The 19181-nt window shown below is 61.5% G+C and carries 19 protein-coding genes; 8 read left to right on the forward strand and 11 right to left on the reverse strand.

What is annotated here, in order from left to right; genetic code table 11:
* Nucleotides 1–71: 71 nt before the first annotated feature.
* Nucleotides 72–821 carry a 1-(5-phosphoribosyl)-5-[(5-phosphoribosylamino)methylideneamino]imidazole-4-carboxamide isomerase gene (gene hisA, locus ACYU03_RS01870; RefSeq protein ID WP_461887849.1) on the forward strand — a complete coding sequence of 250 codons (750 nt, stop codon included), beginning with the start codon at nt 72–74 and terminating at the stop codon, nt 819–821.
* A gap of 93 nt (nt 822–914) precedes the next feature.
* A complete protein-coding gene (gene hisF, locus ACYU03_RS01875) occupies nt 915–1685 on the forward strand; it encodes an imidazole glycerol phosphate synthase subunit HisF (protein ID WP_461887850.1) in 771 nt (256 codons plus the stop codon).
* Between the two features lie 89 nt (nt 1686–1774).
* Here hisF and choV read toward each other — a convergent pair whose 3' ends face one another.
* From choV to ACYU03_RS01890, 3 genes are all read right to left on the reverse strand, one after another.
* Nucleotides 1775–2953 carry a choline ABC transporter ATP-binding protein gene (gene choV / locus ACYU03_RS01880; protein ID WP_461887851.1) on the reverse strand — a complete coding sequence of 393 codons (1179 nt, stop codon included), beginning with the start codon at nt 2951–2953 and terminating at the stop codon, nt 1775–1777.
* The gene (choW, locus tag ACYU03_RS01885) at nt 2950–3798 is read right to left on the reverse strand and encodes a choline ABC transporter permease subunit (protein WP_461891354.1); all 849 of its coding nucleotides are present in this window, start codon (nt 3796–3798) and stop codon (nt 2950–2952) included. Before choW ends, choV begins: the two co-directional genes overlap by 4 nt.
* Nucleotides 3799–3864: 66 nt before the next feature.
* Complete coding sequence (locus tag ACYU03_RS01890) at nt 3865–4812, reverse strand: choline ABC transporter substrate-binding protein (protein ID WP_461887852.1); 948 nt, start codon at nt 4810–4812, stop codon at nt 3865–3867.
* 450 nt (nt 4813–5262) lie between these two features.
* On the opposite strand from ACYU03_RS01890, the gene ACYU03_RS01895 reads away from it, so the two are divergent.
* Entirely contained in the window at nt 5263–6639 is a 1377-nt protein-coding gene (locus ACYU03_RS01895) for an L-serine ammonia-lyase (RefSeq protein WP_461887853.1), read from the forward strand.
* A gap of 394 nt (nt 6640–7033) precedes the next feature.
* A complete protein-coding gene (gene gbdR, locus ACYU03_RS01900) occupies nt 7034–8137 on the forward strand; it encodes a choline metabolism transcriptional regulator GbdR (RefSeq protein WP_461887854.1) in 1104 nt (367 codons plus the stop codon).
* Nucleotides 8138–8184: 47 nt separating this feature from the next.
* Here the strand turns inward: gbdR and ACYU03_RS01905 are convergent, their stop codons facing one another.
* From ACYU03_RS01905 to ACYU03_RS01925, 5 genes are all read right to left on the reverse strand, one after another.
* Nucleotides 8185–8442 carry a hypothetical protein gene (locus tag ACYU03_RS01905; RefSeq protein WP_461887855.1) on the reverse strand — a complete coding sequence of 86 codons (258 nt, stop codon included), beginning with the start codon at nt 8440–8442 and terminating at the stop codon, nt 8185–8187.
* A gap of 308 nt (nt 8443–8750) precedes the next feature.
* Entirely contained in the window at nt 8751–9221 is a 471-nt protein-coding gene (locus ACYU03_RS01910) for a thioesterase family protein (protein ID WP_461887856.1), read from the reverse strand.
* A gap of 10 nt (nt 9222–9231) precedes the next feature.
* Nucleotides 9232–10197 (reverse strand): L-carnitine dehydrogenase, encoded by a 966-nt coding sequence (locus ACYU03_RS01915; RefSeq protein WP_461887857.1) that lies wholly within the window; start codon nt 10195–10197, stop codon nt 9232–9234.
* 18 nt (nt 10198–10215) lie between these two features.
* Nucleotides 10216–11100, reverse strand: a complete 885-nt coding sequence (locus tag ACYU03_RS01920) for a beta-keto acid cleavage family enzyme (RefSeq protein ID WP_461887858.1) — start codon at nt 11098–11100, stop codon at nt 10216–10218.
* 133 nt (nt 11101–11233) lie between these two features.
* On the reverse strand, nt 11234–12178 hold the full coding sequence (locus ACYU03_RS01925; protein ID WP_461887859.1) for a choline ABC transporter substrate-binding protein: 945 nt from the start codon (nt 12176–12178) through the stop codon (nt 11234–11236).
* Nucleotides 12179–12322: 144 nt separating this feature from the next.
* On the opposite strand from ACYU03_RS01925, the gene ACYU03_RS01930 reads away from it, so the two are divergent.
* Nucleotides 12323–13270, forward strand: coding sequence for a GlxA family transcriptional regulator (locus ACYU03_RS01930; RefSeq protein ID WP_461887860.1), 948 nt, complete (start codon nt 12323–12325; stop codon nt 13268–13270).
* Here the strand turns inward: ACYU03_RS01930 and ACYU03_RS01935 are convergent.
* The 3 genes from ACYU03_RS01935 to ACYU03_RS01945 all read right to left on the reverse strand — a co-directional run bounded on the left by ACYU03_RS01935 (nt 13265) and on the right by ACYU03_RS01945 (nt 15212).
* Entirely contained in the window at nt 13265–13906 is a 642-nt protein-coding gene (locus tag ACYU03_RS01935; protein WP_461887861.1) for a hypothetical protein, read from the reverse strand. The two genes, ACYU03_RS01930 and ACYU03_RS01935, sit on opposite strands and share 6 nt — an antisense overlap.
* A 40-nt stretch (nt 13907–13946) precedes the next feature.
* Nucleotides 13947–14663, reverse strand: coding sequence for a hypothetical protein (locus ACYU03_RS01940; protein ID WP_461887862.1), 717 nt, complete (start codon nt 14661–14663; stop codon nt 13947–13949).
* Between the two features lie 123 nt (nt 14664–14786).
* Nucleotides 14787–15212: a lysozyme inhibitor LprI family protein gene (locus ACYU03_RS01945; RefSeq protein WP_461887863.1), complete on the reverse strand. Its 426-nt coding sequence runs from the start codon at nt 15210–15212 to the stop codon at nt 14787–14789.
* 239 nt (nt 15213–15451) lie between these two features.
* Between ACYU03_RS01945 and ACYU03_RS01950 the strand changes: the two genes are divergently transcribed.
* From ACYU03_RS01950 to dgcA, 3 genes are all read left to right on the forward strand, one after another.
* Nucleotides 15452–16429, forward strand: coding sequence for a dipeptidase (locus tag ACYU03_RS01950; protein WP_461887864.1), 978 nt, complete (start codon nt 15452–15454; stop codon nt 16427–16429).
* A gap of 76 nt (nt 16430–16505) precedes the next feature.
* On the forward strand, nt 16506–17036 hold the full coding sequence (locus tag ACYU03_RS01955; RefSeq protein ID WP_461887865.1) for a DUF5943 domain-containing protein: 531 nt from the start codon (nt 16506–16508) through the stop codon (nt 17034–17036).
* A gap of 15 nt (nt 17037–17051) precedes the next feature.
* Nucleotides 17052–19112 (forward strand): dimethylglycine demethylation protein DgcA, encoded by a 2061-nt coding sequence (dgcA, locus tag ACYU03_RS01960; protein ID WP_461887866.1) that lies wholly within the window; start codon nt 17052–17054, stop codon nt 19110–19112.
* Nucleotides 19113–19181: the final 69 nt, after the last annotated feature.

The raw sequence follows: 19181 nt of genomic DNA on the forward strand, positions 1-19181 counted from the left end.
TTGAACAACCGACACGCATGCTTGCAGCTTGTGGCTTGCAGCTTGCCGCTTGAATTGACGAAGGAAAGAGCATGCTGATTATCCCCGCTATCGATCTCAAGGACGGTGCCTGCGTACGTCTGCGCCAGGGCCGTATGGAAGACTCCACGGTATTTTCCGATGACCCGGTGAGCATGGCCACCAAGTGGGTCGAGGGGGGCTGCCGCCGCCTGCACCTGGTCGACCTCAACGGTGCTTTCGAAGGCCAGCCGGTCAATGGCGAAGTGGTCACTGCCATCGCCAAGCGCTACCCGGACCTGCCGATCCAGATCGGCGGCGGTATCCGCTCGCTGGAAACCATCGAGCACTACGTCAAGGCCGGCGTCAGCTACGTGATCATCGGCACCAAGGCGGTCAAGCAGCCTGAGTTCGTCGCCGAAGCGTGCATGGCCTTCCCGGGCAAGGTCATCGTCGGCCTGGATGCCAAGGACGGCTTCGTCGCCACCGACGGCTGGGCTGAAGTCAGCTCGGTGCAGGTCATCGACCTGGCCAAGCGTTTCGAGGCCGATGGCGTCTCGGCGATCGTCTACACCGACATCGCCAAGGACGGCATGATGCAGGGCTGCAACGTGCCTTTCACCAAGGCCCTGGCCGAAGCCACTTCGATCCCGGTGATCGCCTCCGGCGGCATCCACAACCTGGGTGACATCAAGGCCCTGCTCGACGCCAAGGCGCCAGGCATCATTGGTGCGATCACTGGTCGGGCCATCTACGAAGGCACCCTGGACGTCGCTGAGGCCCAGGCTTTCTGCGACAACTACCCGAGCAGTGGCAAGCTGTAAGCGACAAGTTGCCAGAGAAGAGCAAGACCGCGATCCGCTTTTCTCTTGCAGCTTGAAGTTTGCAGCTTGCAACTGCCGTGACCGGAGAAGTTCATGGCTTTAGCAAAACGTATTATCCCTTGCCTGGACGTGGACAACGGCCGGGTGGTCAAGGGCGTCAAGTTCGAGAACATCCGCGATGCTGGCGATCCGGTGGAAATCGCCCGTCGTTACGACGAGCAGGGTGCCGACGAGATCACCTTCCTCGACATCACCGCCAGCGTCGACGGTCGTGACACCACCCTGCATACCGTCGAGCGCATGGCCAGCCAGGTGTTCATCCCGCTGACCGTGGGCGGTGGCGTGCGCACCGTGCAGGACATCCGCAACCTGCTCAATGCCGGTGCCGACAAGGTGTCGATCAACACGGCCGCGGTGTTCAATCCAGAGTTCGTCGGCGAGGCGGCCGAGCGTTTCGGCTCCCAGTGCATCGTTGTCGCCATCGATGCCAAGAAGGTGTCGGCCCCGGGCGAGACGCCGCGTTGGGAAATCTTCACCCATGGCGGCCGCAAGCCGACTGGTCTGGATGCGGTGGAGTGGGCGAAGAAGATGGAAGGCCTGGGGGCTGGCGAGATCCTGCTGACCAGCATGGACCAGGATGGCATGAAGAACGGCTTCGACCTCGGTGTCACCCGTGCCATCAGTGATGCCCTGGGCATTCCGGTGATCGCGTCCGGTGGTGTGGGCAACCTGCAACACCTGGCCGACGGTATCCTCGAAGGCCATGCCAGCGCCGTGCTGGCTGCGAGCATCTTCCACTTTGGCGAGTACACCGTGCCGGAAGCCAAGGCCTACATGGCCCAGCGCGGTATCGTCGTTCGCTGATTCACAGGCTCTTCGCGGGCAAGCCCGCTCCTACAGGTTCCGCGTCGGTTGCGGAAATTGAGATGCACCTGTAGGAGCGGACCAAACCATCACCCGTGGTTCTTGCCCAGCAGCGCGTGATACAGCTCGCTGTCGCCCAGGATGCCGACCACCTTGTTGCCTTCCTGCAGCACTAGCTTGTTGCCAGTCTGGTAGCGGATCTGCAGGGCATCGCGCATGCCGATGTCGGCATGGACCAGTGTTGGTTTGCGACCCAAGGCTTCCACGGCCTGCCCCGGCGCCCAATTCTGCAGGTCCAGGCCGTTGACGCCCTGACGCGCGCCCTTGATGGTATTGCCTTCCGCCAGGTCCAGCCAGGAGTCGCCTCCTGGGTCCAGGCATACGGAACCGTTGATCCGCTTGCACTGGTCCAGGGTACGCATGAGGCTACGGCCACAGAGCACGTTGAGCGGGTTGGTGTGGGCGACGAAGGTGCGCACGTAGTCGTCGACCGGGTTGAGGACGATCTCTTCCGGCTTGCTGTACTGGATGATCCGCCCGTCCTTCATGATCGCGATGCGGCTGCCCAGCTTCAGGGCTTCATCCAGGTCATGGCTGACGAAGACGATGGTCTTGCTCAGCTTGCGTTGCAGCTCCAGCAGCTCGTCCTGCAGGCCCTGGCGAATCAGCGGGTCAAGGGCGGAGAAGGGTTCGTCCATCAGCAGGATATCGGCGTCCATGGCCAGGGCCCGGGCCAGGCCGACCCGCTGCTGCATACCACCGGAGAGCTCATCGGGCTTTTTGTTGCGCCATTGGGTCAGGCCCACCAGCTCCAGTTTCTCGTCGACCAGCTTGCGCCGTTCCTTTTCCGGGCGGCCCTGCATTTCCAGGCCGAAGCTGATGTTTTCGCGCACGGTCAACCAAGGCATCAGGGCGAACTTCTGGAACACCATGGCAATGCGCTTGGTGCGCATCATCTTCAGTTCCGCCGGTGTGCAATGAGCGATGTCGATGTGCGAGCCTTCGTGTTCGACGAACAGCTTGCCGCGGCTGACGGTATTGAGGCCGTTGATGCAACGCAGCAGGCTGGACTTGCCCGAGCCGGACAAGCCCATCAGTACGCAGATCTCGCCCTTGTCGATATCCAGGTTGGCCTTCTCTACCCCGACTACCAGCCCGGTCTTCTTCAGGATCTGCTCCCGCGTCATGCCCTGGTCGAGCAAGCTGAGGGCCTCACGCGGACGAGTGGAGAAGATGACGTCTACGTCTTCGAAGCGAATGATGCTCATGCTTCACCTCTTACCGGTAACTCGGGTTGTTTGCAGATACGGTCGAGCATGATCGCAAGCAGCACGATCGCAAGGCCTGCTTCGAAGCCCAGGGCGATATCGGCGGTGTTCAGTGCGTTGACCACGGGTTTGCCCAGGCCGTCGGCGCCCACCAGAGCGGCGATCACGACCATCGACAGCGAGAGCATGATGCATTGAGTGACGCCAGCCGCGATGCTGGGCATGGCGTGCGGTAGCTCGATGCGTGACAGCAGTTGGCGGCGCGAGCAGCCGAAGGCTTTGCCGGCGTCGAGCAGTTCCTGGGGCACATCGCAGATACCCAGGTAGGTCAGGCGAATCGGCGCGGCAATGGCGAACACCACCGTCGAGATCAGCCCGGGGACCACACCGAGGCCGAACAGGGTCAGGGTGGGGATCAGGTAGACGAAGGTCGGTACCGTCTGCATCAAGTCCAGCACTGGGCGCATGGCGGTATAGAACATCGGCTTGTGTGCGGCGAGGATGCCTAGTGGCACGCCGATGGCCACGCAGACGAAGGTGGCGAACATCACCTGGGCGAGGGTTTCCATGGTCTCCTGCCAGTAACCCAGGTTGTAGATCAGGAGAAAGGAGAAGGCGCAGAAGGCGGTCAGGGCCCATTTGCGCTGGATCAGGTGGGCGAGTGCCGCGATCAGGGCTATCAGGACAAAGGGGTTGAACCAGGTCAACGCCCCGGTAACACCATGAATCATGAATTCCAGCCCTTGGGCGATGGCGTCGAAATAGGCGGCGCCGTTCTGCGTCAGCCAGTCGACGAAGGCCGCAATGTACTGGCCTAGTGGTATTTTTTGATCGATGAGCATGATAGCGAGCTTCCACCTGCAAAGATTGAAGTCAGCCTGTGGCGGGCACGGTCCCGCCACAGGAAGTGCTTACTGCGTCAGTTTGGCCTTGGCCGCCTCCAGTCCCGGTTTGCCATCCACAGTTGTAACTCCGGCCAGCCAGGTGTCGAGCACCTGGGGGTTGTTCTTCAGCCACGCCTTGGCGGCAGCGTCTGCTTTGATCTTGTCGTCCAGGACATTACCCATCAGGGTGCTTTCCATGTCCAGGGTGAACGACAGATTTTTCAGCAACTGGCCGACGTTGCTGCATTCCTGTACATAGCCCTTGCGGGTGTTGGTCAGTACCGTCGCTTTGCCGAACTCGGGGCCGAAGAAGTCGTCGCCGCCGCTCAGGTACTGCATCTTGAAGCGCTTGTTCATCGGGTGTGGTTCCCAGCCGAGGAACACGATGTCATTGCCGCGGTCCTGGGCACGGGCGACCTGGGAGAGCATGCCTGCCTCGCTCGACTGGACCAGCTTGAAGCCGGCGTCCTTCAGGCCGAAGGCGTTCTTGTCGATCATGCTCTGGATGGTGCGGTTGCCGTCATTGCCCGGCTCGATGCCGTAGATCTTGCCGTCGAGTTCCTTCTTGAACTTGGGAATGTCGGCGAAGTCCTTCAGGCCCTTGTCGTACAGGGCCTGGGGCACGGCCAGGGTGTACTTGGCATTTTCCAGGTTGGCGCGCACCGTCTCGACGGTGCCGGCATCGCGATACTGCTTGATGTCGTTCTCCATGGTCGGCATCCAGTTGCCGAGGAAGACGTCCAGGTCTTTGCCGCTTGCCAGCGACTTGTAGGTCACGGGTACCGAGATCATGGTGGTGTGGGTCTTGTAGCCGAGGGCTTCGAGCACGACGCTGGTCACAGCGGTGGTCACAGTGATGTCGGTCCAGCCGACATCCGAGAACCTGACCGTGTGACATTGGTCAGGTTCGGCCGCCTGGGCCAGCAGCGGCACACTGAGGAGTGCAGCCAGCAACAGCGAGGGTGAACCTTTCATGGATGGACTCCTTGGTATGTTGTCTCGGGTGTCCCGGAGCCGCCGTGCTTTCTTGGAGCGCACCGGTCGGCGGGTGCTGCCTGGCGGCAGCGGGACGGGGGCCGTGCAATCGAGTCGCTATCGATCATCTATCAGCGCTTGGCAAACGCCTACAGGGTGGGTCGTATCCAGTACAGGACGGGTCGCATCCAGTGCGGACGATGTCGCATACAGGTTTCTCCACTCCCCTGAGGACACTTTTACGGTATCTGCGCCGCAAGAAAACGGCGCAGGGCTGGCCATTTCAGGGGCGGCGTTGCTGGACAAAAGTACGTCGGTTGCAGACGTTGGAGGCGCTGACAAAAGCTTGATGATGCGTGCATTCGCGGCGGATCGCTGTTTTTAGCTTAGCAGCTCCGCCACCCGCTGCCGCAAGCACGGGAGACAAGCCCATCAAGAGGTGATTCGACAATGGCCATCAGCGTGTTCGACCTGTTCAAGATCGGTGTCGGGCCTTCCAGCTCCCACACGGTCGGCCCCATGCGCGCCGCCGCGCTATTCGTCCAGGGATTGCGTGAGCGTGGCGAGCTTGAGCGAGTGCGGCGAGTGGAAGTGCGCCTGTATGGATCGCTCTCGGCGACTGGCATCGGCCACGGTAGCGACAACGCCGTGATAATGGGCTTGATGGGCGAGTGGCCTGATGCCATTGACCCGAGCCAGATCATTCCGCGTATCGCCGACCTGCGCGAAACCGACACCTTGCTGCTCGATGGGCGCCTGCCAGTGAGTTTCATCTGGGCCCGCGACATGCTGCTGCTGGACGAGAATCTGCCTTACCACCCCAACGCGATGACCCTGGTGGCCATCGGTGCGGACGGCGAGTTGCACCGTGACACCTACTACTCGGTCGGTGGCGGCTTCGTGGTGGATGCCGAGCAGGCCGCCAGCGGTGTGCTGGACGCCGACAACACGGTCCTGCCCTACGACTTCAATAGCGCGGCGGAACTGCTCAGGCTGTGCAAGCAAAACGACATGAGCGTGTCGCAATTGATGCTGGAGAACGAGAAGGTCTGGCGCAGTGAGGAGGAAATCCGCGCTGGCCTGCTCAAGCTTTGGCGCGCCATGCAGGACTGCGTGGAGAACGGCCTGAAACATGAGGGCATCCTGCCTGGCGGGCTCAATGTACGGCGCCGCGCAGCCAAGTTGCACCGCAGCCTGCAGGAGCTGAACAAGCCCAACGTGATCGGCTCGACCCTCAACGCCATGGAGTGGGTCAACCTTTTCGCCCTGGCGGTCAACGAAGAGAACGCTGCCGGCGGGCGAATGGTCACCGCGCCGACCAATGGCGCAGCCGGGATCATCCCGGCGGTGCTGCACTACTACATGCGCTTCAGCGACGAAGTCACCGAGGCCAACGTGGTCGACTTCTTCCTCGGCGCGGCGGCGGTAGGCATCCTGTGCAAGAAGAACGCCTCGATCTCCGGGGCCGAGGTCGGTTGCCAGGGTGAAGTCGGCTCGGCTTGCGCCATGGCCGCTGCCGGCCTGGCCGAAGTGTTGGGCGCGACACCGGCGCAAGTAGAGAACGCCGCCGAGATTGCCCTGGAGCACAACCTGGGGCTGACTTGCGACCCGGTTGGCGGTCTGGTGCAGGTGCCTTGCATCGAGCGCAACGCGATCGCGGCGGTCAAGGCGATCAACGCTGCGCAGATGGCCCTACGCGGTGACGGCGAGCATTTCATCTCCCTCGACAGGGTGATCCGCACCATGCGCGACACCGGCGCCGACATGCACGACAAGTACAAGGAAACCTCGCGGGGCGGCCTTGCAGTCAACGCCATCGAATGCTGAGCAATGCGCTGTTTTTGCCCGCCCTTGGCTGACGTGCCACCTTTTGGCGCGTCACCCTCCAATGTGCAAACCGATGCCTGTTACCGCGCCCGGTGATGCGCTCGGTGACACTCCAGGATGTCGTTTCTGGGCATCCTTCCCACAAGTGCTACCGAATTGCTCAGCAGCTTCCTGCGAAGGCGCTGGCACGGGAGTTTCCGTTTTCTTCTAAGCTAAGAAGCAAAGCCCTGATAGACGCATCAAGAGGTCGTTTTTGGGTTTTATTGGATGGCCGTTCAATTTCAGGCATGGCATTTGCGTTGAGATTGGCAAAGCCCCTGCATACGAATCGGGGCCATTACAAAAAACAGTGTCCGCCTGAGACACCCCCTGCATTGTGTGAGGAGATATCGCGATGACGCCGTACAACTCCGGGACCTCGACCCAGAACCGCACAGCTCCCCAGTCCATCGGATTTCTCCTGCTGGACAACTTCACCCTGATTTCCCTGGCCTCCGCCGTCGAACCACTGCGCATGGCCAACCAACTGTCCGGTCGCGAGCTGTACCGCTGGCACACCCTGACCATCGATGGCGGTCAGGTCTGGGCGAGCGATGGGTTGCAGATCACCCCGGATGCGGCCGTACACAACTCGCCCGCCATGGACACGGTCATCGTCTGCGGTGGAGTCGGTATCCAGCGCACCGTCACCCGTGAACACGTCACTTGGCTGCAGAGCCAGGCACGCCAGTCGCGCCGGCTCGGCGCGGTATGCACCGGCAGCTGGGCGCTAGCTTGCGCCGGTTTGCTCGACGGCTTCGATTGCAGCGTGCACTGGGAATGCCTGGCATCCATGCAGGAGGCTTTCCCGCGGGTCAGCATGAGTACCCGCCTGTTCACCCTCGACCGTAACCGCTTCACCAGCTCCGGTGGCACCGCGCCGCTGGACATGATGCTGCACCTGATCAGCCGCGACCATGGCCGTGAGCTGTCGGCAGCTATCTCCGAGATGTTCGTCTACGAACGCATCCGCAACGAGCAGGACCACCAGCGCGTGCCGCTCAAGCACATGCTTGGCACCAACCAGCCGAAGCTGCAGGAAATCGTCGCGCTGATGGAAGCCAATCTGGAAGAGCCGATCGACCTGGACGAACTGGCGGTGTACGTCTCGGTTTCGCGGCGTCAGCTCGAGCGCTTGTTCCAGAAGTACCTGCACTGCTCGCCTTCACGCTACTACCTGAAGCTGCGCCTGATTCGCGCGCGGCAGTTGCTCAAGCAGACGCCGATGTCGATCATCGAGGTGGCGTCGGTCTGTGGCTTCGTCTCCACGCCGCACTTCTCCAAGTGCTACCGCGAGTACTTCGGTATTCCGCCGCGTGATGAGCGCGTCGGCTCCAACACCACGCAGCAGGTGGCGATGATGCCGATCCCGCAGGCCGTGGTGCTGTCCCATGGTGGACCGATGGCCGCGCTGAGCCAGGCGCGCAACGAGTCGACCTTTGCCAGTGTGAGGTTGTAGGGGGCGGACTCAGGGGCAGCCCGCTCCTACAAGGGGCGGGCTGGTCTTCAGTGGCTGCTGTTGAACTGCGCCAATGCCGGCAGCAACTGCTGGTCGATGGCCTGGCGTACGGCCGGGAGGATGGTGGCGCTGCCGGTGTACATCTGCTCGATCATGCCACGCAGGGCCTTGGCCCGCGGTTCGCTAAGGCCGCGTACGGCACATTCGCAGGCCTGCTCGGCGGTGGCCCCGGCCGGCATTTCGAAGCCCAGTGCGCGCAGGTGGCCCAGCAGGTCTTCCTGATCAATCAAGTCCGCATGCATCATGGTTGTTGTCCTTGTTTGCTGCTGTGATCTTCAGTTGATTCTGTGACCAAGTAGTGGGTGCGGCAAGGACAGAATGTCGCCATGGCTGCATTGGCTAAGAACACGTCGTTTTCGGCTAAATCGACGGTCGGGGAAGGCTGCAAACTGAAGTCATTCACAGCTACGTAGGGTTTGGTCACCCGCGATCGTGCCAGTGGATGTTGCTCGCTCTTGACCCCGGTTGCTCACGGCTTACCGGGGTTATTTTTTGGTCATCAAGGCATGCGCCTGGCGGTTGGTATGACGCCGATCCTTGGCGTCGGGCTCGTTCAGCCAGGTAGCCTGATCACCCGCCCGGCGAATTCGGCCGGAGGCAGGTCCTGTTGTTCGTCCACCAGCGCTTGGAGCCGCTCTACGCTGAGCTCACTGAACGGCGCCGATTTCGGTCCCGCCAGGTCCACATGCAGCAGCATCTGCTCGTTGGCCGCCAAGGCCTCATCGAAACCCTCGCGGTGCAGGCTGTGATACAGGTGCAGGCGCTTGCGGTCGAAGCCGATGATCTGCGTCTGCACCCACACGTCCGTGCCGAGTTTCACCTCGTGCAGGTAGTTCAGGTGGCACTCCAGGGTAAACAGCGAATGGCCGCTTTGTTCGCGGCTGTCGCCGTCCAGGCCGATGCGCTCCATCAGCGCATCGGTGGCGTAGCTGAAGATCAGCAGGTAGTAGGCATCGCGCAGGTGCCCGTTGTAGTCGACCCAGTCCTTTTGGACTGGGGTACGGTAGGTGGTCAATGCCGGCATCGATGTCTCCTCAGTCGCCGAAGGCCATGCCGTGCTGGGCCTTGGTGTTCTTCACTGCGTCGAGTACCGCCAGCAGGCAGTCATCACGATAGCGCTCCAACGCGGCGATGCTGCGTTCGCCCTGTTGCTCGCTAGTGCCTTCGACCACATCGTCGATCAGCTTGTCGGTGAGTGCCGGTGCCGGCAGGTAGGTCCAGGGCAGTTGCAGGGCCGGGCCGAACTGGGCCATGAAGTGACGCATGCCCGCGTCGCCACCGGCCAGAGTGTAGGTCAGGAATGTGCCCATGAACGACCAGCGCAACCCGGCGCCGAAGCGGATGGCATCGTCGATCTCGCCGGTGCTGGCCACCCCATCGTTGACCAGGTGCAGAGCCTCTCGCCACAGGGCCTCGAGCAGGCGGTCGGCGATGAAGCCGGGGACTTCCTTGCGCACGTGCAAGGGCCGCATGCCTAGGGCCGTGTAGATGGCTTTCGCGGCTTCGATGGCCTCGGGGGCGGTCTTGTTGCCGCCAACGATTTCCACCAACGGCAAGAGGTAGACCGGGTTGAACGGGTGGCCGACCACACAGCGTTCAGGGTGGGTCGCCGACTCGTAGAATTCGCTAGGCAGCAGGCCAGAAGTGCTGGAGCCGATGATTGCCTCCGGCTTGGCCGCTGCGCTGATTTTCGCGTGCAGCTCAAGCTTCAGCTCCAGACGTTCGGGAGCGCTTTCCTGGATGAAGTCAGCCTCGCGCACGCACTCTTCGACGGTGCTGACGAAGCGCAGCCGTTGCTGTGAGGCGCCCGGTGCCAGGCCCTGCTTTTCCAGGGCCGGCCAGGCATTGGCGATGCGCGCGCGCAGGGCTTCTTCGGCGCCGGGTGCTGGGTCCCAGGCAACCACGTCCAGGCCGTGGGCCAGGGCGCGGGCGACCCAGCCGCTGCCGATGACGCCGCTGCCGAGGGCGGCGAAGGTCTTGATCTCGGTGATGAAAGGCATGCTTGTCTCCTGTGGGTTTCAGCGGCGGGTCAGGTTCATCTTTTCCCGGCCTTCAGCCGGAGTGAGTACACGGGCGCCGAGGCGGCTGATGATTTCCACCGCGCGCTCGACCAGTTGGCCGTTACTGGCCAGCACGCCACGGTCCAGGTAGAGGTTGTCTTCCAGGCCGACCCGTACGTTGCCGCCGAGCAATACCGCCTGGGCCGCCATGGGCATCTGCATGCGGCCGATGCCGAAGCCGGCCCAGGTGACCCCGGCGGGCAGGTTGTCGACCATGGCCTTCATGGTGGTGGTGTCTGCCGGCGCGCCCCATGGGATGCCCAGGCACAGTTGGAACAGCGGGTCTTCCAACAGGCCCTCTTTCATCATCTGCTTGGCGAACCACAGGTGGCCGGTGTCAAAGATTTCGAGCTCCGCCTTCACGCCCAGTTCGGTGATGCGCTTGGCACCGGCGCGCAGTTGGCTCGGGGTGGAGACATAGATGCTGTTGCCATCGCCGAAGTTGAGGGTGCCGCAGTCCAGGGTGCAGATCTCCGGCAGCAATGCCTCGACATGGGCAAGGCGCTCCAGCGGGCCGACCAGGTCGGTGCCAGTGCCGAACTCGAGGGGCGTCTCGCCGGGGCCGATCTCCAGGTCGCCACCCATGCCGGCGGTGAGGTTGACGATGATGTCCACATCGGCTTCGCGGATGCGTTCCATGACTTCGCGGTACAGCGCCACGTCACGGCTGAAGCGGCCGGTTTGCGGGTCGCGGACGTGGCAGTGGACCACGGTGGCGCCGGCTTTGGCCGCTTCCACGGCGGCGGCGGCGATTTGTTGCGGGGTCACGGGCACCAGGTGGCTTTTGCTGGCGGTGTCGCCAGCGCCCGTCAGTGCACAGGTGATGATGACGTCGTGGTTCATGGGGTAATTCCTTCAGGCATGTCTGTGAGATCGATGTTGTGCTTTTCGCGGGCAAGCCCGCTCCCACAGGATCTGCAGCGATCCTGAGTGTTGTGCGGTCCCTGTGGGAGCAGGCTTGCCCGCGATGGGGCTGTCAGTTGGCGGTGAGGGCGATGTTCTCGGCAGCGGGCTTGCCGTCGAAGGTGGTCACTCCTTCGAGCCAGCGCGCCTTGTCCTCAGGGTGGTCCTTGAGCCATTGGCGGGCGGACTCCTGCGGATCCTTGTGGTCGAGCAGCGGTTGCATCATGCGGCTCTCGTCCTCGGCGCTGAATGTCAGGTTGGTCAGCAGGCGGTGGGCGTTCGGGCAGCGTTCGGCGTAGTCCGGCGCGGTCACCGTCCACACCGTGGCGCGGCCTTCATTCGGGCCCAGGGCATCCTCGCTACCACTCAGGTAGGCCATGTCGATGTTGACGTTCATCGGGTGCGGCGCCCAGCCGAAGAACACCACGGCCTCCTTGCGCCGCACGGCGCGGTCGACAGCGGCGAGCATGCCGGCCTCGCTCGACTCGACCAGCTGGAATTTGCCCAGGCCGAACTGATTCTTGCTGATCATCGCCTTGATCTGGGTATTGGCGCCTGAGCCCGGCTCGATGCCGTAGATCTTGCCGCCGAGTTCCTTCTCGAACTTGTGGATGTCGGCAAAAGTCTTCAAGCCCTTGTCAGCCAAGTACTGCGGCACTGCCAGGGTGGCCCGGGCATCTTCAAGGCTTGGCTTATCCAGGACCTTGACTTGCTGCTGTTGGACAAAGGGGGTGATGGTCTGGGTCATGAGTGGGTTCCAGTAACCCAGGAACATGTCCAGGCGCTTGTCGCGGATGCCGGCGAAGATGATCTGTTGCGAGGCGCTGGTCTGTTTGGTCTTGTAGCCCAGGCCATCGAGCAGTACTTGCGCCATAGCGCTGGTGGCGATGACGTCGGTCCAGTTGACCACACCGAGGCGAACGTTCTTGCAAACCGCGGGTTCAGCGGCAAAAACCGGGGTAGCGAGGGTGGTGCTGAGAGCGAGGGACAACAGACTGCGGCGGATAAAGCGTTGCATGGTGGCTCTCCATCGGCAGAACGTATTGTTATGGGGGCCGGCCTCTGCGGACCGTGAACACAAGCTACGCTGGTAGCGGGGTTGAAAAGCGCACCGTGGCGACCAACACTTGCACTCTGGCGACCAGCCACCAGGGAGCATGCAATGTCGGAATCGATCCAATTTCTTCTCTTGCCGGGATTTTCCGCGATGGGATTCATCTCGGCAGTGGAGCCGTTCCGCGTGGCCAACCGTTTCAGTGGCGAACTGTATCGCTGGAGCGTGTTGAGCCTGGATGGTGGGCCGGTACAAGCCAGTAACGGCATGTCGGTCAATGCTGACGGCGTGTTGGGGGAGAGTGCGGGCGCAAGCATGTTGCTGGTGGTGGCTGGATTCGAGCCGCTGGCGTGTTTCGGGCCGTCATTGCAGCAGATCTTGCGCCGCGCTGATCACGAAGGTGTCGTGCTCGGTGGCATTGATACGGGGGCGATGGTGCTGGCCGAGGCGGGGTTGCTCGATGGTCATCGGGCGACATTGCATTGGGAGGCTCTGGAGGCGTTCAAGGAGTGTTATCCGCGCCTTCAGGTCACTCAGGAACTGTTCGAGATCGATCGCCGGCGCATCACCTGCGCCGGTGGTACCGCCTCGATTGACCTGATGCTGCACCTCATCGCCCAGGCCCATGGCAGCGAGCTGGCGGTACAGGTGTCGGAACAGTTTGTGCTCGGCCGGATCCGTCAGCGCCAGGACCACCAGAGGATGGAGATCGCTACACGTTATGGCATCAGTAACAGGAAGCTGGTGCAGGTGATCGGAGAGATGGAGAAGCACACCGAGCCACCGTTAAGCACTCTGGAATTGGCATCCAGAGTTATGGTTACCCGACGTCAACTTGAGCGGCTGTTTCGCTTGTACCTGAACGATACGCCGAGCGGCTTCTATCTGTCGTTGCGCTTGGACAAGGCACGCCAACTACTCAGCCAGACAGACATGAGCGTCACGCAAATCAGCCTGGCGTGTGGCTTCGAATTACCGTCCTACTTCACTCGTCGCTATAAACGGCGTTTTGGCAAGTGTCCACGGGAAGAGCGCAGGCTGGCGCGCTCCTTATAGGTCAAGCGCCTGCAGATAAGGCTCGGCAAACTGCTGCAGCCGCGATTGCACCATGGCACGCTGGGCCTCGAACGCGGTGCTGTCGAACATCGCCCCCAAGTGATCGAACTCCAGGTTCAGGCGAGTTTTCGATATATCGGGAGCTTTCGTGCAGAAGACATGAAACAGAATGGCCACGAATGTTTCTCCATCGTCCGAGTCCAGTTCGATACTCAGGTGTGAAGAGGTGCCGGACCTTCGATACAGCTTGTCTTCTGATGACAATTGATTGATGACTTCCCGTGTAATCGATCTGAAACGTGTATTCGGTGCCTGTGGTGCGGGCAGCCAGCCCTCGAAGACATCGTTCAGCACATCTTGGGAGTAGGTATAGGGGATGGTTCTTTTTGTGTGTTCGAATAAGTTGAAATCGAGCCCCACCAAGGTCTCAAGGAAGTTTGCAAACCACTCCTTGGCTTGACGCTCATTATCATATTGGCTTTGGGCAACCAATTGTGCCAGGCGCAGGCATTGATGAATGTCCTCAAGCAGGTCGGTGTGCACTTGGCTGTTCTGCCTGATCATCATTGGTGAAGAGAAGATGCTCATCATTGGCGTGATGTCCAGTTTGCGTCCAGCAGAAGGGCTGTCGGTCATTTAAGGCCAGGCGCCGGAGCGCCGACGCCTGGCCCTGACCTTAGATTTCCAGATCGAGGATGTCGTTTGCCTGACTGGCCAGCTTGCTGGTCACAGCGCCTCGCATCGCTTCGAACTGACGAACACTGAAGGTGCCCTGCTGGGAGGCGCGGTATACGCGAGTGTTGGATTTGCTGAGGGTACGCGCCATCGAGCCTTGCTCTTGCTCTACCTTGTCGTAGCTTATCTGTACGCTGGTCATGTGCATGATTGGCAAGCCTTGTGGCGTCATCTCGCACGCCGCTACCTGAATGGTGCTCGATTGGCCCGAAACGCTCAGGCTGCTTTCTTCCAGAAGTGCCAACGCCTTGGGGGTTTGGATGGTGACTTCGAAGGCGCGTTTTACGCAACGGGACAGGCGATGGTTACGACCGAGGCTGACAGTAACGATATGAGAGGTCAGGGTGGCTGGGGTGTAATCGTCCTTGTCGATGCCTTCCTCTACATGGGCGGCGCCAGTCAGCGTCCAGCCGAACTTGCCCAGGCCATCGTTGTAGTAGTTGTACCACTCGCGCTGCTGAGTTTCCTTGTCGAACTTCTTGTTGGCGGACAGGTTCATCAGGCGCATACCTGCCAGAACATCTTCTGCTACGCCGGCCGGTACATCGGAAGCGAAAATACAGACCGTGTTGGCGACCATAAGAACGCGATCTTCGCCTTCTTTCTTCAGTGCTGCGATCGCTTTATCCATATCGGCTTTGGTTATGCTGGTGCTCATGGGGCAAATTCCCTTTAGGTCAGATTCAAGACTTCCCTCCGGGGGAGGGGCCTGAGATCTACTTTGTCGAAAACCTGGGCATGTAATCAGCAGCACATATTTCCCTGATGGAGTCCGGTCCATTCAGTCGTCGAGCGGATCGATTTCTTCAGTTTGCGTAGCAAGTGATTGCAGGTACTCCGAGCGTTCATCGCTACGCTGCGCCATGCAGTCATTGAGTACTATCTGGGCGCTAGAGTCAGTGGTGCCGGCGCCCAGGACTTGCGCCGCACAATCGGCTTCGCGCAGCTTGTGCCACAACTCCTGGGCGATAGCGATCTTCTGCAGATAGTCCTTGAGCCGTGTGGGTTGGTCGCCGAACTGGGCCTGGGCTTGGAGCTTGAGGTCGTTATAAGCGTCGTCCAACTGCCGTTCGGCGGTATTGCGGCTGTAAACAGAACATTCCAAGGCCTGTTGCGCGGTTTCGACACTGTCGCATGGGGTGGGGCCGTCATCGGTAGCAAAGGCGCTCAGGGGCAGGATCGCCAGCAGCCATAGCATTGATTTCATTGATCAGGGTCCGTCTGTCAGTGGGGCGAGTGGCCGCAATTCTGGCTTACGGCCTTTACGAAGAACAGCTTCGGCGCAGGATTTCATCTTGGTGCCGGGTCATCGCTTGGCATGCTTGACGCTTTCGGCAAACCCCCTGTCGTTTTTGCATCCGGTTCGCCTGACGCGCAGGCATATGCTGGCCCCAAAGCGCCGGCAAACGATTCGGCGCAGCCCACTCAATAAAAGGGGACAGCCTGATGAGCCCAGCCGAACTGCACGCCGACAGCATCGTCATCGACGGCCTGATCATTGCCAAGTGGAACCGTGAGCTGTTCGAGGACATGCGCAAGGGCGGGCTGACCGCCGCTAACTGCACGGTGTCGGTCTGGGAAGGGTTTCAGGCCACGGTCAACAACATCGCCGCTAGCCAGAAGCTGATCCGCGAGAACAGCGACCTGGTCATGCCAGTGCGCACCACCGCCGACATCCGTCGGGCCAAGGAGCTGGGCAAGACCGGCATCCTGTTCGGCTTCCAGAACGCCCATGCCTTCGAGGACCAGATCGGCTACGTGGAAGTCTTCAAGCAACTGGGCGTGGGCATCGTGCAGATGTGCTACAACACCCAGAACCTGGTGGGCACGGGGTGCTACGAGCGTGACGGAGGCCTGTCGGGCTTCGGCCGCGAGATCGTCGCCGAGATGAACCGTGTCGGCATCATGTGCGACCTGTCCCACGTCGGCTCCAAGACCTCCGAAGAGGTCATCCTCGAGTCGAAGAAGCCGGTCTGCTACTCCCACTGCCTGCCCTCGGGCCTGAAGGAACACCCGCGTAACAAGTCCGACGAGGAACTGAAGTTCATCGCCGACCACGGCGGTTTCGTCGGCGTGACCATGTTCGCGCCATTCCTGGCCAAGGGCATCGACTCGACCATCGACGACTATGCCGAAGCCATCGAGTACACCATGAACATCGTCGGTGAGGATGCCATCGGCATCGGCACCGACTTCACCCAGGGCCATGGCCAGGACTTCTTCGAATACCTGACCCACGACAAGGGCTACGCCCGTCGCCTGACCAACTTCGGCAAGATCGTCAACCCGCTGGGAATCCGCACGGTTGGCGAGTTCCCCAACCTCACCGAGACCCTGCTCAAGCGCGGCCATTCCGAGCGCGTGGTGCGCAAGGTCATGGGTGAGAACTGGGTCAATGTTCTCAAGGATGTGTGGGGCGAATAAGCCGCTCTCCAAGCCTGTCCAGCCCCGGCCAAAGACCCCGGGGCCAACCTTCAAATTTTTCTGGAGTTGAGTTTCCATGGCCAAGATCGCCCCGCAATTGCCAATCGAAGTCGACAGCGAGACCGGTGTCTGGACCAGCGACGCCCTGCCGATGCTGTACGTGCCGCGGCATTTCTTCGTCAACAACCACATGGGCATCGAGGAAGTGCTGGGCGCCGAAGCCTATGCCGAAATCCTCTACAAGGCCGGCTACAAGTCCGCCTGGCACTGGTGCGAGAAGGAAGCCGAATGCCATGGCCTGGACGGCGTAGCGGTGTTCGAGCACTACATGAAGCGCCTGTCCCAGCGTGGCTGGGGCCTGTTTAAGATCCAGGACATCGACCTCGACAAGGGCACCGCCAGCGTCAAGCTCGAGCACTCGGCGTTCGTGTACGTGTACGGCAAGGTCGGACGCAAGGTCGACTACATGTTCACCGGCTGGTTCGCCGGCGCCATGGACCAGATCCTGGCCGCTCGCGGCAGCTCGATCCGCACCGTGGCCGAGCAGGTCTACGGCGGTTCTGAAGAAGGCCACGACGACGGCCTGTTCATCGTCAAGCCGTTGTAAGCCGGAGATACCGTCATGGCATTCGAAGCTATGTTCCAGCCGATCCAGATCGGCAAACTGACCATCCGCAACCGTGTGCTCAGCACTGCGCACGCCGAGGTCTATGCCACCGATGGCGGCATGACCACCGAGCGCTACGTGAAGTACTACGAAGAGAAGGCCAAGGGCGGTATCGGCCTGGCGATCTGCGGCGGCTCCTCCGTAGTGGCCATCGACAGCCCGCAGGAGTGGTGGTCTTCGGTGAACCTGTCCACGGACCGGATCATTCCGCACTTCCAGAACCTGGCCGACGCCATGCATAAGCATGGCGCCAAGATCATGATCCAGATTACCCACATGGGCCGGCGCTCGCGTTGGGACGGCTTCAACTGGCCTACCCTGATGTCGCCATCCGGCATCCGTGAACCGGTGCACCGCGCCACCTGCAAGACCATCGAGCCGGAGGAAATCTGGCGGGTGATCGGCAACTATGCGCAGGCTGCTCGCCGCGCGAAGGAGGGCGGCCTGGACGGCATCGAGCTGTCGGCGGTGCACCAGCATATGATCGACCAGTTCTGGAGCCCGCGGGTCAACAAGCGTACCGACGAATGGGGTGGCACCTTCGAGGGCCGCATGAAGTTCGGCCTGGAAGTGCTCAAGGCTGTGCGTGCCGAGGTCGGCGACGACTTCTGCGTGGGCATGCGCATCTGCGGTGACGAGTTCCACCCGGACGGCCTCAGCCATGAAGACATGAAGGAGATCGCCAAGTACTACGATGCCACCGGCATGCTCGACTTCTTCGGCGTGATCGGCTCCGGGTGCGATACCCACAACACCCTGGCCAACGTCATCCCGAACATGAGCTACCCGCCGGAGCCGTTCCTGCACCTGGCTGCTGGTATCAAGGAAGTGGTGAAGATCCCGGTACTGCACGCACAGAACATCAAGGACCCGAACCAGGCCACGCGCATCCTCGAAGGGGGATACGTGGACATGGTCGGCATGACCCGTGCCCACATCGCCGACCCGCACCTGATCGCCAAGATCAAGATGGGCCAGGTCGACCAGATCAAGCAGTGCGTCGGCGCCAACTACTGCATCGACCGCCAGTACCAGGGCCTGGATGTGCTGTGCATCCAGAACGCCGCCACCTCCCGTGAATACATGGGCGTGCCGCACATCATCGAGAAGTCCACCGGGCCCAAGCGCAAGGTGGTGGTGGTCGGTGCCGGCCCGGCCGGTATGGAGGCTGCGCGCGTGGCTGCTGAACGCGGCCATGACGTGACCCTGTTCGAGAAGAAAGAACAGATCGGCGGGCAGATCACTACTGCCTCCAAGGCACCGCAGCGGGACCAGATCGCCGGCATTACCCGTTGGTACCAGTTGGAGTTGGCGCGGCTGAAGGTCGACCTGCGCCTGGGTACTGCTGCCGATGCCGACACCATCATGGACCTGCGCCCGGACGTCGTCGTCCTGGCGGTGGGCGGCCATCCGTTCGTCGAGCAGAACGAGCATTGGGGCGCAGCCGAAGGGCTGGTGGTCAGCAGCTGGGACGTGCTCGACGGCAAGGTCGCGCCAGGCAAGAACGTCCTGGTGTACGACACCATCTGCGAATTCACCGGCATGTCCGTGGCTGACTTCCTTGCCGACAAGGGCAGCCTGGTGGAGATCGTCACCGACGACATCAAGCCAGGCGTGGCCATCGGCGGGACGTCGTTCCCAACCTACTACCGCAGCCTGTACCCCAAGGAAGTGATCATGACCGGCGACCTTATGCTGGAAAAGGTCTACCGCGAGGGCGACAAGCTGGTGGCGGTGCTGGAGAACGAATACACCGGGGCCAAGGAAGAACGCGTGGTCGACCAGGTGGTGATCGAGAACGGCGTGCGTCCGGACGAGGCGTTGTACTACGCGCTGAAGGAGGGCTCGCGCAACAAGGGCCAGATCGATGTGGAGGCGTTGTTCGCCATCAAGCCGCAGCCTTGCCTGAGCCAGCCGGGTGACGGCTACCTGCTCTTCCGCATCGGCGACTGCGTGGCTCAGCGCAACACCCATGCGGCGATCTACGACGCCTTGCGCTTGTGCAAGGACTTCTGATCACACGTTTGGGACCGACGCCATCCCTGTAGGAGCACCGAACCGCTGCTCCTACAGGTAACGGTGCAA

The sequence above is a fragment of the Pseudomonas sp. X10 genome, from assembly GCF_054889225.1.

Excerpts from the sequence above, each read along its gene's own strand:
- hisA (WP_461887849.1), top strand. The coding sequence starts at position 72 with ATGCTGATTATCCCCGCTATCGATCTCAAGGACGGTGCCTGCGTACGT.
- hisF (WP_461887850.1), top strand. The coding sequence starts at position 915 with ATGGCTTTAGCAAAACGTATTATCCCTTGCCTGGACGTGGACAACGGC.
- choV (WP_461887851.1), bottom strand. The coding sequence starts at position 2,953 with ATGAGCATCATTCGCTTCGAAGACGTAGACGTCATCTTCTCCACTCGT.
- ACYU03_RS01890 (WP_461887852.1), bottom strand. The coding sequence starts at position 4,812 with ATGAAAGGTTCACCCTCGCTGTTGCTGGCTGCACTCCTCAGTGTGCCG.
- ACYU03_RS01895 (WP_461887853.1), top strand. The coding sequence starts at position 5,263 with ATGGCCATCAGCGTGTTCGACCTGTTCAAGATCGGTGTCGGGCCTTCC.
- gbdR (WP_461887854.1), top strand. The coding sequence starts at position 7,034 with ATGACGCCGTACAACTCCGGGACCTCGACCCAGAACCGCACAGCTCCC.
- ACYU03_RS01905 (WP_461887855.1), bottom strand. The coding sequence starts at position 8,442 with ATGATGCATGCGGACTTGATTGATCAGGAAGACCTGCTGGGCCACCTG.
- ACYU03_RS01910 (WP_461887856.1), bottom strand. The coding sequence starts at position 9,221 with ATGCCGGCATTGACCACCTACCGTACCCCAGTCCAAAAGGACTGGGTC.
- ACYU03_RS01915 (WP_461887857.1), bottom strand. The coding sequence starts at position 10,197 with ATGCCTTTCATCACCGAGATCAAGACCTTCGCCGCCCTCGGCAGCGGC.
- ACYU03_RS01920 (WP_461887858.1), bottom strand. The coding sequence starts at position 11,100 with ATGAACCACGACGTCATCATCACCTGTGCACTGACGGGCGCTGGCGAC.
- ACYU03_RS01925 (WP_461887859.1), bottom strand. The coding sequence starts at position 12,178 with ATGCAACGCTTTATCCGCCGCAGTCTGTTGTCCCTCGCTCTCAGCACC.
- ACYU03_RS01930 (WP_461887860.1), top strand. The coding sequence starts at position 12,323 with ATGTCGGAATCGATCCAATTTCTTCTCTTGCCGGGATTTTCCGCGATG.
- ACYU03_RS01935 (WP_461887861.1), bottom strand. The coding sequence starts at position 13,906 with ATGACCGACAGCCCTTCTGCTGGACGCAAACTGGACATCACGCCAATG.
- ACYU03_RS01940 (WP_461887862.1), bottom strand. The coding sequence starts at position 14,663 with ATGAGCACCAGCATAACCAAAGCCGATATGGATAAAGCGATCGCAGCA.
- ACYU03_RS01945 (WP_461887863.1), bottom strand. The coding sequence starts at position 15,212 with ATGAAATCAATGCTATGGCTGCTGGCGATCCTGCCCCTGAGCGCCTTT.
- ACYU03_RS01950 (WP_461887864.1), top strand. The coding sequence starts at position 15,452 with ATGAGCCCAGCCGAACTGCACGCCGACAGCATCGTCATCGACGGCCTG.
- ACYU03_RS01955 (WP_461887865.1), top strand. The coding sequence starts at position 16,506 with ATGGCCAAGATCGCCCCGCAATTGCCAATCGAAGTCGACAGCGAGACC.
- dgcA (WP_461887866.1), top strand. The coding sequence starts at position 17,052 with ATGGCATTCGAAGCTATGTTCCAGCCGATCCAGATCGGCAAACTGACC.